Origin of the sequence: Edaphobacter modestus, assembly GCF_004217555.1 — a bacterium.
In the GTDB taxonomy this organism is placed as follows: Bacteria; Acidobacteriota; Terriglobia; order Terriglobales; family Acidobacteriaceae; genus Edaphobacter; species Edaphobacter modestus.
In genome coordinates this window covers 140,063-155,611 of record NZ_SHKW01000007.1, presented here as the reverse complement: position 1 = coordinate 155,611, position 15,549 = coordinate 140,063, and the positions used below count along the sequence as shown (strand labels likewise).

The following is a 15,549-nucleotide window of genomic DNA, read 5'->3' as shown; positions in this document are numbered from 1 at the left end:
GAGGCCAGGAAATGACGGCTGCACAGTAGCGACCTGCCCACGCGTAACGACCCTGCTTCCTCGGTCGCCGCACTGTACTAAAAACGAGCGGAGGTGTGATCCCAGATGGCAGTTGCTTGAGCGTAGCTTGTGCTTCCGCAGTATCTGCGCGATCGCTCCATCCACGTTCGCCTGCGGTTGTAGGTAAACTCGGAGGGAACAAGGCCATTGAAACGTCCAGATGATGCTCACCACTGGCATGTTGATCGATGGGAAGATGTCCACTGGTGTTCGCATCATCACGACCGGGCTCACTAGAAAGAGCAGGAGCGCCCGGACGACAAAGGTGTAAGGACGTAAGAGGGCCAATTTAACAATCCACATTGGAAGCCCCCGAGGTTCGACTCTGCCTTACCGCAGCATCTACAGTGTTGAGGAGTTCCTCTCCATCAAATGGCTTGTAAAAAAATGCGACTGCTCCCTGATAGAGCGTATTTCGGCGCAGCTCATCGTCGTGATCGGCTGTAACGAAAATGATGGGCAATGTCGGAAGAGCGGCTGTCATTCGCCGCTGTAACTCACAACCATCAATGCCCGGCATTCGTACATCGGTGATCAGGCAGCTGATTGACGTGAGTCCACCATACTGGAGCGCTTCTTCGGCGGAATGAAACGAAATATGTGCTATTCCAGCAGAGTCGAATAGCTGTTCTAGAGACTCTCGCACTCGTAGGTCGTCGTCCACTACCGCCACGATGTGATCTTGTTTATCGGATGCCAACGGCACTGCTCCTCTACTTACAGTCCGATAGTAGGAGAACTGTTGTTAGCTGCCAATTATCGTTTTGTATTAGAAGGCGGCTTAGGGAATACCTAATTTCGCAGCCATTCTTACAAGATCCGCGAAAGACTGTGCTTCCATCTTCTTCATAATCTGTCCCCTATGGATCCGAATGGTGATCTCACTGGTTCCAAGCTCCCACGCCGTCTGTTTATTCAGCAGACCAGAGACAACAAAGGGAAGGACCTCGCGTTCCCTTGGTGTAAGAGATGCATATCGCTTCTTGATTGCATTAAGCTGGGTGTTCTTCAACCGAATCTCTCCATCAATACGAATGGCTGAGTCGATTGCGCGGAGAAGATCTTCTTCTTCGAATGGCTTGGATAAAAATTCTGTCGCTCCAGCCTTCATAGCCTTTACGGTGGCGGGAATATCACCATGACCTGTTAGAAAGACAATGGGTGGACCACCAGCATCGGCAAGCTGCTTTTGCAATTCGAGGCCGTTCATTCCGGGAAGATCGAGGTCAAGAACCAAACAGGCTGAGACGTCGGGTCTCTGGAATGCCAGGTATTCTGCGGCACTGCTTAATGTCATGACATCATATCCAACAGAAGATAACAGTGCCGACAAAGCTTCTCGGATGCGGCTGTCATCGTCCACTACATAGACAATCGATCTATCGGAACTCATTCCGCTTCCGCTCCCTCTGTGGAGCTCGGAATCGCAAACGTGAAGACTGTACCAGCCACTGGTCCGGGTGACCCCCACAGGCGCCCCTCGTGGGCCTCTATGATCGATTTGCAGATTGAAAGCCCCATCCCCATGCCGTCTTCTTTTGTCGTGAAGAACGTTTCAAAGACTTTGTCGAAGTTCGCGATTCCAACTCCCTGATCACTGATCTCCGTCAGGACCATACCCTCTTGTTCTGTCGAGCGAATTGCGAGTGCCTTCGGTCTATCCGTGACGGTTTGCATGGAATCCATAGCATTCAAGACCAGATTCATCAGGACCTGTTGGAGTTGGATGCGATCGCCGATGACTGTGGGGAGGTCTTTGGGCAGGTTAACCTCAACCATGACTTTCTCTTTTACTACTCTTCCGCGAAGAAGCGAGACAACTTCATTCACAATATGTCGTAAATCGACGGGTTCCTTCTTTGGTGGCGATCTGCGGAACAGCGTCCTGAGCCCTTTGATAATCTCTCCGGCGTCCTTACCATCTCGCACGATACGCTCGACCGCCCCTTTCGCATGTGCAATATTTGGAGGATCGACTGCGAGCCAGCGTATGCAAGCTTGTCCATTTGCAACCATTGCGCTTAGAGGCTGACTAATCTCGTGAATGACGGACGCAGAGAACTGCGACATGGTGGCTGTCTGCGTGGCCTGGGCGAGTTTTGCTTGCGTCTGGCGAAGTGATTCCTCAGCACGGCGTCTAGCTGCAATCAACGCGGTCGCGAGAACCATGGCAGCGATGAAGACCACTAGCCGTAGAAAAGATTCGCCGGAGTGAAGAAAGTGAAACCGGGGAAGAAGAAAAAAGAAATCAAAGAGGATAGATGAAATGAGGATAGTAACGTATCCGGGACCACGGCCTCCATAGAGGCTGCTAACCATAGCAGCCAGTAGGAAACAGGAAGAGGGAGCATTAAGTTCCCAAGCTATGGGCAGTGCGATCGCACATGCCAGGACCGCAAGCAGATAGGTTTTCAATCGGCCGTAATCCTCACGCATCGAATCGTCTTGTTGGGCTCGGTCTGAGTTTGTCGATCATTCAGTTGAGAATATGCTTTCGAGTACGCCATCAATTCAAATTGATTTTGCCGCTATGCGCGTTTTGGTCGGGGATAGTTGGATGATTTAGGCTATCAACCAATGCTTTCCTGTGACTTTCAGAGGATCGTGGAGATCGATTTTGTGATGCGATCAAACGCACGTATGCCTCCGTGGGCGTATGCAATAGCGCATTGATATGATAGCCGCGGCATATGGAAAATCTAGGCAGCGTGATTAGTACCGGGGACGAGAGGCTTCTCTACCTTCTTTAGCAGCTCGTCCAGCCTAGCTTCGATGCACTAATGCTTGCCTCTCTATCAGAGATATTCATATCGGTCATCGCCCTGTCAAACACAGATGACTGATGGTACTGAGCTGTCTGAACGGATGGAATTACATCTTCATGTAGGGTTGCCACGTCAATGAGGGGGTTCAGCCCGCATTCATCAAGCCATTTAAATCGACGGCTGGCGGATGGAAAAGTACCGGGAAAGTCTAGTTTTGAGTAAATTGCCGCAGATTTGCGGTTTCCCACCGACTGTCAGGGTTCTTGTGTGATGCATTGAACTGGATCAGCAACGCAGCAGGGCAGGGTTACGCACCTGTTCCTGCCCGCATGCTCTTGACTCTCTTGGTGGCGCACAGCCCACTATTTCATCCTTCTCGGTGTTACTGGCTCAGTTCCCCGGATGGCTCCCCGCCAAGCATCTTCTTCACTCCGTCCGGGTAGGTAGTGATGAGTACGTTATCAAGATGGCTCTCCCATATATAAGTCTTTCCTTTGACCTGCACCGTACCTTCTATCCAGCAGTAAACATAGCTATAGCGATCATGCAGTTCCTTCTGATCGATCTGGTGGTAGGTGCGGAACTGCTTCCGAATGTCGGACTCTGTCAGATGATAGAACTTGCAGGAATCGATATCCGTCGAATCAGTTTTGGGGTCGATGTGCAGTTGCCCAATCGTGATCACAGCTGATGACGGCAAGGGGTAGTGACGTTCCTTGGCCGCGCCCACCATAGAAAAGAGGAGCACCACCCTTACGGCAGTTCTACCAATTCGCATCACGGGCCTCGCCTGCATTCTTTCTGGAGAGTTGCGGATGGCGGTACACATCGGTGCGCTGTAACTTCAAGGCTACAAGCAGTTCGCCAACCAGCCACTTTATCGCTATCTGCTGGTCGGTCGTAGGTTGCTCATAATTGTTCTCATCGATTGCCTTGCCTACAATTTCAATACCAATCGAGTCGGAGTTGTCAGGATAGCGGTCGGGATATTTCTTGCCTTCTTCTATGTGATCCACGCTATGAATGAAAGCTCTGCGGTCAGTCTTTTCCCATATCCGATATTGCTGCTCTTGTTTGGCAACGCAGGGATGCCTCTGATAGCAGCGAGAATAAATCGGGCCGACATGCCAGCACTTTTGTTTCACTGAAACGGTCTGGTAGATGGTGCCGTCCTTGTCGATGAGAAAGTGTGCTCCCGTACCACGGGTAGTTCTCTTATATTCTGCCAGCGTGCTTGCGGCGGTCTTCGAATCAGTCTGATGGACAACCAGCGCACCGATCACCGTCAGTGGGCCATGGGAGATGGCAGGGATCAGATCAACCTTGACGGAAGCATCGTGGACGACGCCATCCTTGTCGATACTCAGCACGGCTAGTTACCCATTTTGATGTCGATGTATTGTTTTTGATCGAGCGCGGGATGCAGCTTCAGATGGAGGACGTGATTACTCCCGCCGCCGCCCGAAGTATGGAAACCGCTGATCCAGCCTCGGAAGGTATAGGTGCAGATGGCTTCCTGCTGTTTCTCGTCCTGCCAGAACTCCACTTTCATATCCTTGATCTTCTCAATGGTCACTATGTTGGCATACGAGAACAAGCTTTGCAGAGTGGCAAACGGTATGTTTACGGTGTCGTGGATGTCGACGACGCAGCTGATGGAACAACGCAGCACGCCCATCCGAGGCAGCCCGTTATGATCGTGGTGAGTATCGATGCCCACGTGAGCAGAGACAGCATTGAACTTGTTTCCATCTATCGTGACCGTCGCATTCGAGGGATGCGGCATGCAGAACCTCACTCGTAAGTTAATGCGCACAGTGTATCAGCATATCAACGCCTTCCAGCAAGCCGACCGACTGACGCTTCGGTTATTTCTGGCAAGTAACTTGTTGAAACGTGCACGGCTCCGCAGGCGGGGACCTCGGCGTCCATGCCTGTGAGGCAATCTCGCGCGAAGTAGCCCATCCGCTATGTATTACTTAAGGCATTGCTCGCACATCTGAAGATCGAGTGCCGGATTATCGCCACAGCTGTCACGACGATAGTGGCAATGGCATGGTTGATTTTTGCGATTCCTAGCTGGCAAATCCGAGCTGCGCGGAATTCGAAAACTGGAGTCCACGTCGTTGACTTGTTCTCGGATGACACCCACAGGGCGAGTCACTGTGCACCGCGAATGCGAGTGCAAAGCCAGCATGTGAGCAAGATATCAGAGAAAGATTAGTGTCCATGTATCCGACGACAACTACGTTTTGAACCGCGGCCTCAGACGCAGCTCCCACCGTAGTTGGATGGAACATCCTGCAAAGTCGCCTTTTGAGCAAGTTTCGCAACCGTGCAGCCGAGCCTGAATCGAAAGTTGCTCAAATGTATGGTCCGCCGTCTGAATGCAAGGGAAAAGTTTATGGATGAAGGAATGTCTGCGTCAATGTATCCGGCCTTTTGGTGGAGATCAGTCTCCTGGCCATGATGAGATACGCCGCGTACCTGTCCTACAAAACCCCTCGGCTGTGGAAGAGCCTATTGAGCAATCAGGTTTCAGGTACGCCGTTTGACTGTTCTTTCATCTTTACTTATCCGGTGCAGACCTCGGTGGGAGAACTTGATCTTGATAGCTACGCTTAGCTAGGCCGCGACTGGCTCTTGAACTGCCCGATAGTCCTGGCCGCTTGACAGCACGGCCCAAGCGATCCTTGCCAGTTTGTTTGCCGTGGCGACGATGAGCACGTTGCGTGGCGCTCTGGCTTCAAGAGCGGTCATCCACGCGCCCATGGCGACGCGGTCTCGCTTCGATCGCAATACGACTGCGCGGGCTCCATGGATGAAGATCTTGCGCAGGTAGTTGTTACCGCGCTTGCTGATACCGAAGAGGCGGGCCTTACCACCGGTCGAGTGCTGTCGTGGCACAAGCCCAAGCCAGGAAGAAAACTCACGCCCCTTATGGAAGGCTGCGCCGTTACCGATCGCGGCTACGATCGCGGTTGCGACCAGCGGGCCAACGCCGGGGATCTGCCTGAGCCGCGTGCATGCCGCATCACTTGAGGCAATCAGCTCCACTTCCTGGTTCAGATCGACCACCCGCTGTTCAAGATCCTTCCACTCGTTCCAAAGTTGAGCCAGCAGGTTCCGCATACGCGGAGTGAGATCTTCCTCGGCGTTCTCGAGGATCTCGGGCATGCGCTCGCGCAGCCTGGCCGGGCTCTTTGCAAATACCAGACCCCGCTCCAGCAGGAAGGCCCGCAGCTGGTTGATGACTGAGGTTCTTCGCGCGATCAAACGATCGCGCACACGATGCAATGCCTGCAGATCCAGCTGGTCGTCCGTCTTGATCGGAACAAATCGCATGTTCTCCCGATCCACAGCCTCAGCAATCGCTTCCGCATCCAGGAAGTCGTTCTTGTTCGACTTCACGAATGGCTTCACGAACTGGGCCGGGATCAGCTTCACATCGTGGCCTTGTTCTCGTAAAGTACGGCCCAGGAAGTGCGCCCCGGAACAGGCCTCCATCCCAATCAAAGAGGTCTGCAGGTTCGCGGTGAAGGCAATCAACTGCTTCTGGGTAAACTTCTTCTTCAGCAGCACCTTGCAGTTATCGCCAAGAGCCACCAGGTGAAAGGTCGTCTTGCCAAGGTCAATGCCTACGGAACGAATCTCCATGTCGATGATCCTCCTTCAATCTGCCTATAAGATCCTCATCGCCAGATTGAGGTTTAAGCGGCGGACCATCTCAGTAACCCGTTTTCGAGGAACAAAAGTCATATCAAACGATATCGAAAGACTCAAACTCGTATCGCCAAGTCGGGTGATGGGAAGTCTGAGGAAGGATTAGAACGGTTGTTCCTGTGGCTGTCTCGATTGCGTAACCCAATTTGCGATGAAGAATCCGAGCCGTTGAGCGACGGGGGGATCAACGTTCGTCAATACAACAAAGACATACTTCGAGTTGTTGCAGAGTTCGACGTCTCCATTCATGCCCGGATATCCTCCGCCATGCCCCAGGCACGTACGGCCATTCAACGGATGGACCATCAGCCCATATCCGTATTTGCCATCGTGGGGCATCTCCACATTTCCGGTCATCATGAGCGACGTGTAGTGTGAGTTGAGAAGTTCGTGCTGCTGCAGCGCCTTTGTAAATGCGAAGAGATCGCCAACCGTGCCGTAGAACTGGAGTGTGCCTGTATGGAAGGCGCTCTTGAGTCCGGCGACGAACTTGCCGCGGAACACGCGGCTGAGCACCTTGATGGGGAGAAAGAAGGAGCGGCGGGAGGAGATCCAGCGGGAGTGGTCTGGAGCGAGGCCGCCGGCGGCGAGCACGCAGTGGACATGGGGATGATGTTGCAGGCGCTGGTCCCAGGTATGGAGCACGCTGAAGAAGCCGATCTCGGCGCCGAGGTGTCGGGGATCGCGAGCGATCTCGAGCAGGGTCGCGGCGCTGGAGTGGAACAGCAGGTTATAAATCAGCCGCTTGTTCTGCAGAGCAAGCGGGGCCAGTTCGCGCGGGAGGGTGAAGACAACATGCACGTAGCGGGTAGGGAGAAGCTCGCGTTGGCGGGCTTCGAGCCAGCGCACACGGGCGTTGCCCTGGCATCCGGGGCAATGCCGATTACGGCACGAATAGTAGGAGATGGCGGAATGTCCGCAGCTGGAGCACTGATCGCGATGCCCGCCCAGCGCAGCGGTGCGGCAACGGGTGATGGCCAGCAACACCTTCTGATGTTGCCAGCTGATCCACCGGCGACTGCGCTTTATGAAGTCGTCACCGGCACAGTGAACGATGTCGGCCATCTCCAGCGAAGGTCGGTTCATGCGCTGAGAGATACCCCTGCCACTTAACTTATCGCAGCGCCATCAAGGCTGGCTCAACCACACGCGCATGCGTCCGCCGCTCTCAAAGCGGCTTCGTTCAAGTCGCCTTTTGACCAAGTTCGCGTTGGCGCGTCTCTGGGCCGGGTGAACTTGGCGAAAACCCCGTTTTCAGGGATCTGAGAAGTGCGTAGCGCTCCGGCTGATACGATCTAACCAACTTGCTATGAGGAATGCCGATCAAGCACAAGGAGAAGATCTTTCGGTCAAGGACAAGGTTCTCATCTTCCCGATGGTACTTAGTGGCCTGTTGGCGGCGGGCCTGTCATTCGGTTGGCAGATCGCTCTTTACCGACACCGCTTCTTCATTTGTTTAGCCATCTTTTGTCTGTGCTGGTTCTTCTCTGATCGAAAGTGGACCATGCTATTAACCTTCGTATGCTTCTTTCTATTGCGAGCGATCTGGTCTTTGTTCCTGCTTGTCGCCGGACGAAGTTAGAAGTACACGCACGACTTTTGCGTCTCCACGGCTCTGACGCCCGCAGAGTCGGGTTTTGGGAAACTACGGCCTTATCGCTTCCCAAGCCCGCCTTCAGGGAACTGCTGGTTCGGCTTCCCTTCAGCAACTTTTCCAGGATATTCAAACCGAGTTTCGGTTCCCCAATGCATTCGACTCTCACTCTCTTTGTCTGTGACATAGCTTATGGAGCGATTTAGAGGAACTCATAAACCGTCAATTTTGACGCGCGTCACCAAGAGGACCTCTTAGTTTCCGAGACCTCATTTTCAGAGAACAGCGATCCGACTCCTGTGACCACTACCTATAAGACGACTTCTGAAAACTATCGCGGAAGGCCGTCGATGAACTCGTTCGTTATTCGCAGTACTTCCGATTCGTTTGATCTGAAGACGAAGTGGTCCGCATTCGGTATACGCACGATGTGGGCTGCTGGAACCACTGCTTTCAGCGCTTCAACATGTTCCTCTGTGAACACGGTGTTCTCGCCGGCAGCCTTGCGCCGTTGTTCATCCTGAAGCATGCCGTCTTCGGGCAACTGATGCCGATAAGCAAAGATCGCCAGAACAGGCAGGGTCATCTTCGTGAACTTCTGTTGTCCTTTAGACATCGCGACCAGTTGAGGTGGCGGCAGTTTGGACGGATCAGAAGGAGGCGGATGGTCGTTCATTTGCTGCAGCAGCGATTCAAGGTCTTTTATAAGCCGGGGTAGCTGGCTTAGCAGCTCGCGCAACTGATCTCGCTTATCAAGAGGCAGTTTCCCCGGATCGATATTCGCAAGCTCCTCACGGATATCGCGCACGTCGATCTCAAGGTTGCCGAAGCGCGGATCGTAGAACGCATAGCCATACGCCGCATCAAGATAAATGAGCCCAGAGACCATTTCGGGATGCGATGTGCCAACGGCGCTCAATTCTTCTCCGCCGAAAGAGTGCCCAATCAACACCGCCTTGGGAATCTTGAGGTAGTCCATCACAGCGACCACATCGGCTCCAAGCCGGGCTGCCGTGTAGTTTGTCGTCGTAGGCTCGGGATCGCTGGACTTTCCAATGCCTCGACGCGTGATGCCGTACACATGGTGTGTTGAGGAGAGCTTTACTGCGAACACATCGAACGAGTGAGCTGTCATACCGAGTCCCGGGATCAGGATGACTGGGCTTCCTTTCCCTCCCCAATCCAGGACTTCGAGCCGCACGGAAGGTTCAACCTCCACGGCCAGAACCTCGTGTTTCGTTCGATCTTCCTGCGGAACTTCCGGTGATTGACAGCTGGCTGTGCGGATCGCCACGGTCAAGACAAGTGCGAATAGGCAGGCTTTCAAATTGCTCTCCTGAGGACATCAGCAACTTTACACGAAGGCTCGGCGAGATAACCCGTCCCAAGAAATGCTCTTGTAGAAGTCATGGGATGAACTTTCGTGTTATTCGCACGTAACCGCTGAAGTTCGCAGAGATTTCTGATAGAACCGTTGGAGACTTGCGAACCGAATAGCCTACTCGTTCACAGCGCGATCCTGCTATCCGTGAAGAAATCACAAATGAAGTCATGATCTATTTGTTTGTGACCAGGCTTATGAGGCGGTTTAGACGGACTCATAAACCGTCGTTTGTGAGAGGAGAGATGATGTTTGATTCCAATAAAGGCTTCGCATTGATGTTGGTAATGGGGTCGTATTAGTCATCGCTTCCGAGACTCCAAATCTCTTGTTCAGCACGGAGGTAGTATGCGGAGTCGTGATGATGGTGGCGTTTGCATCCGTAGTTTGGTGACGTGTGACTATCCGGTGAGGGTGTATTTGCGAGCGAAGCGATGAGGGACATTTACGGCTGAAGATGAATGAACTGCTCTGGTAGATTGGGAAGGCACAATTTTACGGGAGGAATTCGTGAATAGACTCTTGGCCGCAATCCTTCTTTCAGCGGTGACAGCTTTTGCCAGCGACCTTCCAAATAAGAAGTATCTGGATCTTACCAGTATCAAAATCATGGTTTCTGCAGCGGAGGCAAAGGCGAAGGAGTTGAATGTTTCCGTAACCATTTGCGTGGTAGATGAGAGTGGCAACATACTTTTTCTGGAAAAGGGCGAAACAGCCTCACTGAATACGATTCAATTTGCCCAAAGAAAAGCGCGTCATGCGGCCTTCTACGGCAGCCCGTCCAGAGAAGGAGCAGACACGGTAAGAAAAGGCAATGTGGAAGCGCTGGCATTCCCAGAATTTTTCCCAAATCAAGGAGGGTTGCCGATTAAGGTCAATGGGCAGCTTCTGGGGGGGATATCCGCGAGCGGCGCCAAATCGGAGATTGACGAAGCCATTGCGCAATCCGGTCTTGACGCGCTTCTCAAGCAATGACTATCTGATTGAAGTGGATTCTGAACCTCGTCGATTTTCGAAAAGGGATAATCGCCAAGTCGCTCATCGACATAGAAATTCAATGTCGAAGGAGCAGACACGACTTTCAGCCGTACGTGTTCTGGGTTAAGCTCGCCTGCAACGCCGCCATGCGCATCGCGACCCAACTCATGTTGCTTCTCCTTGCCAGTCACCCCGCTGCCCACGACCAGCACTTTCATCAGGTCACAAGCCGAACCATCAAGGAAGCCACGGTCAAACGTTTCTTTACGACACGCACGAGGCTGTGAGCGCGCCAAAGTGACTTGGCGGACCGCAAACGCGAGTGTGTTTAGCGCTCAAGAGGGGTGAGGAACCCCTGTTGCGATCTGTGATGCCCGAATTACAAGTTTGGTAGGCCGTCTGTCTGGGTCGTGGGTCCAGAGTTTGCAGATGGCTTCGTAGGGTGTGAGGCCGCGTAGTGTCTTGAGTCGTCTGGCGAAGTTGTAGGCTGCGATGAAGTCGGACAAGTGCGCTTTGAGTTGTTGGTGGGTGTTGTAGAAGAAGCGTTTGACCGTGGCTTCCTTGATGGTGCGGTTCATGCGTTCGACCTGTCCATTCGTCCAGGGATGATTCGGCTTGGTGAGTCGGTGTTCGATTCCGTGGACATGGCAGGTGCGGTCAAAGGGATGGCCGCGGAAGCGTGCGGTTGGCCCCTGGCGATTTTTTGGAAGGTCTGCGAACTGGATTCCGTTGTCGGTGAGCACGGTGTGGATACGGTACGGAACAGCTTCGACGAGTGCTTCGAGGAAGGCAGCGGCAGCCCGCATGTCGGCTTTTTCCGCGAGTTCGACGACCACGAACTTCGAGGTCCGGTCGATGGCCACGAAGAGGTAGAGCTTGCCCTCGGCGGTTCTCACTTCGGCCAGATCGATATGGAAGAAGCCGATCGGATAGCTGTTGAACTTCTTCTTCCTGAGGTTCTCTCCCTCGACCTCCGGCAGCCGACTGATGCCATGCCGTTCCAGACAACGGTGCAGCGAGGAGCGAGTCAACTGAGGAATCGTGGCTTGCAAGGCGTACAAACAGTCATCGAGCGGCAGCAGAGTGTGCTTGCGAAACGCAACGATGACGGCCTCCTGATCAATGGACAAGACGGTGGACTTGGGAACGGTTGGACCAGTTCGATGATCTGCCGTTGAGCTGCCCTTCCTCCACTTGGCTACCGTCTTCGGGTTGATGCCATGCCGCCTCGAAAGCGTCCTTAGGCTCTCTTGACTATGCTGTATCGCTCGACGGATCGCCTCTGTCGTTGTGGCGCTCCGGTGCAGTATCTGTCCCATAGTGCCTCCTTCCACTCTCTGGAAAAGTATGCACCATCAAATGCCGGGACTAAACACCTAGTGACAACAGGCCTTACCACTCATTGACCTGATGTTCGAAGCAGATGTCCTGTGATCTCTGCAGGTATCGCCCATTGCATTATTGGGGCGCTGAATCTGAGTATGGTGCGTGCAGGATGCGACGTGACCACTCTGCTTCCTTTTCGTTGCTGAAGATAAACTTCAGTTCGCCTCCGTTCATCAGTTCCTCATGTGTCACGTAGCTGCGATTGAGCGAGCGGCCATTCAGCACCACGTCCTTTAGAAAGCCCTGCGCATCGGTCAAGTTCACGCTTTTGATCGTCAGCAGGTTGCCGTTCGGCAAATGGAGCACCGCCCGGTCAACGAACGGGCGACCTAACACGTACTCGTTTGAACCCGGCGCTACCGGATAGAACCCCAGGGAAGTGAATACGAGCCATGCAGACATTTGTCCTAAATCATCATTGCCCACAAGCCCATCCGGGGACGGCTTGTATTGCGAGTCCACAATCTGCTTCAGCCGTACCTGAGTCTTCAATGGCGCGCCTGCGTACATGAAGAGATACGCAAGGTGATGGCTTGGTTCATTGCCGTGAATGTACTGACCGATCATTCCGGAGATGTCTTCGACATTTGCATACATCGCCGGATCCACCTTCTGGTCAAACATGGCATCCAGCTTAGCGATCAATCTTTGATTGCCACCCAACAACTCGATGAGTCCTTGCTCATCCTGGGGTTGATACCAGGAATACTGCCACGCGTTGCCTTCTGTAAACCCGCTGCCTGCACCAGCCTTCGCCGGATCAAAGGGCTTGCGATAATCCCCGTTTTCCATTCGCGGCTCCAAGAACCCATCGACTGCGTTGAAGCTGTTTCGCCAGAATGCGGCTCGCTTTTCAAACGTGTCGGCAACCGTCTTCTTGCCCATTGCTTTGGCCATGCGGGCAATTGTCCAATCATCGAAGGCGTACTCGACTGTCTTGGACGCCGCTTCGTCGTCGTGGTCGGCAGGCACATAGCCCAGCTTCATGTAGGCTGCGAGATTGCCATAGGGTGCATAGGTTGCGCTGGCTACCATAGCGTCAAGAGCGGTCCCGGCATCGTAGCCGCGAATTCCCTTCATATACGCGTCGCTGATAATCGGTGCCGAGTGATAGCCGATCATGCACCAGGTCTCCAACCCCTCAAACTGCCACACAGGCAGAATCCCGAAGGGACTCTCCTGCTGTGAAGCAATCATGGATCGCACCAGGTCGTTGGTGCGCCGTTCCGGTTGTACAAGCGTCATGAGTGGTTGTTCCGCGCGATATGTATCCCACAACGACAATGAGGAGACGAAGCGGAATCCTTCTGCGCGATGAACCTGGTTATCGGGTCCGCGATATTCTCCGTTTACATCCATGCTTGTACTGGGTGCCATCATCGCGTGATAAAGAGCTGTATAGAGTGACTTCTCCATCGAGGGCGAGGCACTGAATTCGACGCGCGATAGCTCCTCACGCCACATTTGTTGGGTCTTGGCGCGTATGCCGTCAAAGTCAAATCCCGGTGTCTCTGCGTCCATATTCGCGATTGCGTTTTCTTCGCTTACTGGCGAGATAGCTACTTTGACTATCAGCGGGGCGGATGAAGGCGCAAAATCGAATACCGCCTCCAGCCCTCGTCCTTCCACGCTCTGGGTGTCCTCCGGTAATGTTCCAGGCGTTTTGAAGCCGTGATACGTTGGGGGATCTTCTTCCTTGTTATAGAGTGCATGTCCTGACATTGCCGCGGAGAATCGGATCGCAAAGAATAGCTGCCTTCCTGACGCCCACCCGCGAGTCTCCCGCATTCCGGTCACTGTGCCGTCCTTGCGCACCCTTATCCGGGACCATAGTACTTTCCCGGGATAGTTATAGATGCTGCTACGCAGGTCGAGCAGGAGATGACGTTTCGTTCCCTGGGCAAAAGTGTATCGGTGCTCACCGACACGCTCGCTCGCGGTCAACTCTGCTTGCACTCCAGAATCCTGAAGGAACACGGAGTAGTAGCCCGGTTCGGCGCGTTCGCTCGTATGCGAGTAACGCGAGCGATATCCTGGTCGGGTCTTTTCCAGATCGCCCGGCTCAAGCGGCACACTCTCACCGCTCACCGGCATGATGAGGAAATCCCCAAGATCGCTATGGCCAGCGCCTGAAAAATGCGTATGCGAGAACCCCAGAATCGTCGTATCTTCGTATCGATACCCAGCCGCCCACTTATAGCTCTGTTTGAATGGGCGAATCTGCGTATCGGGCGAGAGCTGCACCATGCCGAATGGCGCGGTCGCTCCCGGAAAAGTGTGTCCTTCTGGGCCAGTACCAATTAACGGGTCAACAAACGTGAGGGGATCGGGTCTCTGGGCGAAGGCCATCGTGGCCGCAATCAGCACTAAGAAGCTCAGCGATTTCTTCATGGTTCAACACTACAGCAGCTCTGTCTCCCACCCCGTTCGCTCACTTCATATCTCTTGGGGTTGGGCGCAAAGGGACGAACGCTGGTCGTCGTTTACAGCTATCGCGGTACAAATATCCGCATCATTTCAGCACGACTGGCACACCCGCATGAACGATGGGAATAAGAGGAAAAGCGATCAACGCATAATACGGCTTCAGCAAAGGCAAGCGCGGCCGGGTTACTCCTGTCGAGCCGGCTCGCGCTCCATCCGGGAAATCTTCGTCAATCCAGTTCTTCTCGCGACGATTTCTCGCCGAAAAGGGCTGCAAGGAATTAGTTGTCATTTGCCGAAATTGTACCTTGCTAGTCGCTCTTGTTGGATCTCAAACAACAGTCGTTTGTACTCGACCTTCGTACTACTGGCCCGCTCGCGGAAATGACTCAGGAGTATCAACGACCATGGAAGCGTATTATCGACGCTTGGAGGTGAAGCAATGATGCAAGGCAACTGGCTCAATCGGGTCGGGACAGTGAGGGGATGGATGTACGTTATTGCGCTTGCTGCCATCGGGATTATCTGGACGGTTCGCTATCTCTAAGGCGGCGCTCAAACAACAGTAGTTTGTGTATGAGCTATTCTTTATGCGACAGTGCTTCTATCAGATCCCCTCCATTGATCGAATCTGTTGCCATAACGCCAGCGGCGAAGAAGGCTCCGGCTGGAGCGATTCCGATCAAAGGCCATAGATCGTAGAGTGTCTCGACAGCAAGCAAGTCGGGCACGAAGTATGCCATAACTATTCGCACTATGTAGGTCAACATGATGCCGCTCAAAGTTCCGGCGACGGATAGGAGAATGGTCTCCTGCAACTGGAGCAAGTAAAAGAAAGATGGTGACGCGCCTAAAACTCTGAGAACTGCATATTGGTGGACTTTTTCGCGAACCTGAGCAAACCTGTTTATTGTAAGAAAGCAAAAATCAACTGCGAGACCCAGCAAGAGCATAGCAGTGAGCGTAAGTTTGAAGACCAGTGTCACTACATGCGCATGCCTTAACGGCTTGAAGTTTGCTCCCGCTAAAGTAAGCAGAATCATGACCGCAAATGCTATGCCCAACGCGTTCAAAAACGCTTGTTGAGCATTGTGGCGGAAATCTTCTATGACTATGCGATGAATCATGAGTAGGAATCGGATTTACAAGTAGATCTTGTGGCGACGTCCCCAGAAACAAACAAATGCAATGATGCCGAACACAGCCACCCCCGTGACGATATGCGACATGTACATCTC

General features: G+C 53.3%; 12 protein-coding genes and 1 pseudogene. 1 reads left to right on the top strand and 12 read right to left on the bottom strand.

Annotation, left to right across the window (positions count from 1 at the left end; genetic code table 11):
* Window positions 1-349: 349 nt before the first annotated feature.
* The 9 genes and pseudogenes from BDD14_RS29725 to BDD14_RS29685 form a co-directional block, all read right to left on the bottom strand.
* Window positions 350-760 carry a response regulator transcription factor gene (locus BDD14_RS29725; RefSeq protein ID WP_165420412.1) on the bottom strand — a complete coding sequence of 137 codons (411 nt, stop codon included), beginning with the start codon at window positions 758-760 and terminating at the stop codon, window positions 350-352.
* Window positions 761-841: 81 nt separating this feature from the next.
* Window positions 842-1,453 carry a response regulator transcription factor gene (locus tag BDD14_RS29720; protein ID WP_130424960.1) on the bottom strand — a complete coding sequence of 204 codons (612 nt, stop codon included), beginning with the start codon at window positions 1,451-1,453 and terminating at the stop codon, window positions 842-844.
* Window positions 1,450-2,475, bottom strand: coding sequence for a sensor histidine kinase (locus BDD14_RS29715; protein WP_165420411.1), 1,026 nt, complete (start codon window positions 2,473-2,475; stop codon window positions 1,450-1,452). The genes BDD14_RS29720 and BDD14_RS29715 overlap by 4 nt, the downstream gene beginning before the upstream one ends.
* Window positions 2,476-3,207: 732 nt before the next feature.
* Window positions 3,208-3,603 (bottom strand): hypothetical protein, encoded by a 396-nt coding sequence (locus tag BDD14_RS29710; protein ID WP_130424956.1) that lies wholly within the window; start codon window positions 3,601-3,603, stop codon window positions 3,208-3,210.
* Window positions 3,590-4,195, bottom strand: coding sequence for a peptidoglycan recognition protein family protein (locus tag BDD14_RS29705; RefSeq protein ID WP_130424955.1), 606 nt, complete (start codon window positions 4,193-4,195; stop codon window positions 3,590-3,592). Before BDD14_RS29705 ends, BDD14_RS29710 begins: the two co-directional genes overlap by 14 nt.
* A 2-nt stretch (window positions 4,196-4,197) precedes the next feature.
* On the bottom strand, window positions 4,198-4,611 hold the full coding sequence (locus BDD14_RS29700) for a hypothetical protein (protein ID WP_130424953.1): 414 nt from the start codon (window positions 4,609-4,611) through the stop codon (window positions 4,198-4,200).
* Window positions 4,612-5,450: 839 nt separating this feature from the next.
* Window positions 5,451-6,482 (bottom strand): IS110 family RNA-guided transposase, encoded by a 1,032-nt coding sequence (locus BDD14_RS29695; protein ID WP_130417512.1) that lies wholly within the window; start codon window positions 6,480-6,482, stop codon window positions 5,451-5,453.
* Between the two features lie 486 nt (window positions 6,483-6,968).
* Window positions 6,969-7,634 (bottom strand): annotated as a pseudogene (locus BDD14_RS29690) (IS91 family transposase); the annotation flags it as partial.
* An 839-nt stretch (window positions 7,635-8,473) separates the two neighbouring features.
* Window positions 8,474-9,469: an alpha/beta fold hydrolase gene (locus tag BDD14_RS29685; RefSeq protein WP_242618383.1), complete on the bottom strand. Its 996-nt coding sequence runs from the start codon at window positions 9,467-9,469 to the stop codon at window positions 8,474-8,476.
* A gap of 564 nt (window positions 9,470-10,033) precedes the next feature.
* On the opposite strand from BDD14_RS29685, the gene BDD14_RS29680 reads away from it, so the two are divergent.
* Window positions 10,034-10,498, top strand: coding sequence for a GlcG/HbpS family heme-binding protein (locus tag BDD14_RS29680; protein WP_130424949.1), 465 nt, complete (start codon window positions 10,034-10,036; stop codon window positions 10,496-10,498).
* Window positions 10,499-10,836: 338 nt separating this feature from the next.
* On the opposite strand, the gene BDD14_RS29675 is transcribed toward BDD14_RS29680, so the two are convergent.
* The 3 genes from BDD14_RS29675 to BDD14_RS33510 form a co-directional block, all read right to left on the bottom strand.
* Window positions 10,837-11,820 carry an IS481 family transposase gene (locus tag BDD14_RS29675; RefSeq protein WP_242618382.1) on the bottom strand — a complete coding sequence of 328 codons (984 nt, stop codon included), beginning with the start codon at window positions 11,818-11,820 and terminating at the stop codon, window positions 10,837-10,839.
* 139 nt (window positions 11,821-11,959) lie between these two features.
* Window positions 11,960-14,278, bottom strand: a complete 2,319-nt coding sequence (locus BDD14_RS29670; RefSeq protein WP_130424947.1) for a GH92 family glycosyl hydrolase — start codon at window positions 14,276-14,278, stop codon at window positions 11,960-11,962.
* A gap of 614 nt (window positions 14,279-14,892) precedes the next feature.
* Window positions 14,893-15,438 (bottom strand): FtsX-like permease family protein, encoded by a 546-nt coding sequence (locus BDD14_RS33510; RefSeq protein ID WP_242618381.1) that lies wholly within the window; start codon window positions 15,436-15,438, stop codon window positions 14,893-14,895.
* Window positions 15,439-15,549: the final 111 nt, after the last annotated feature.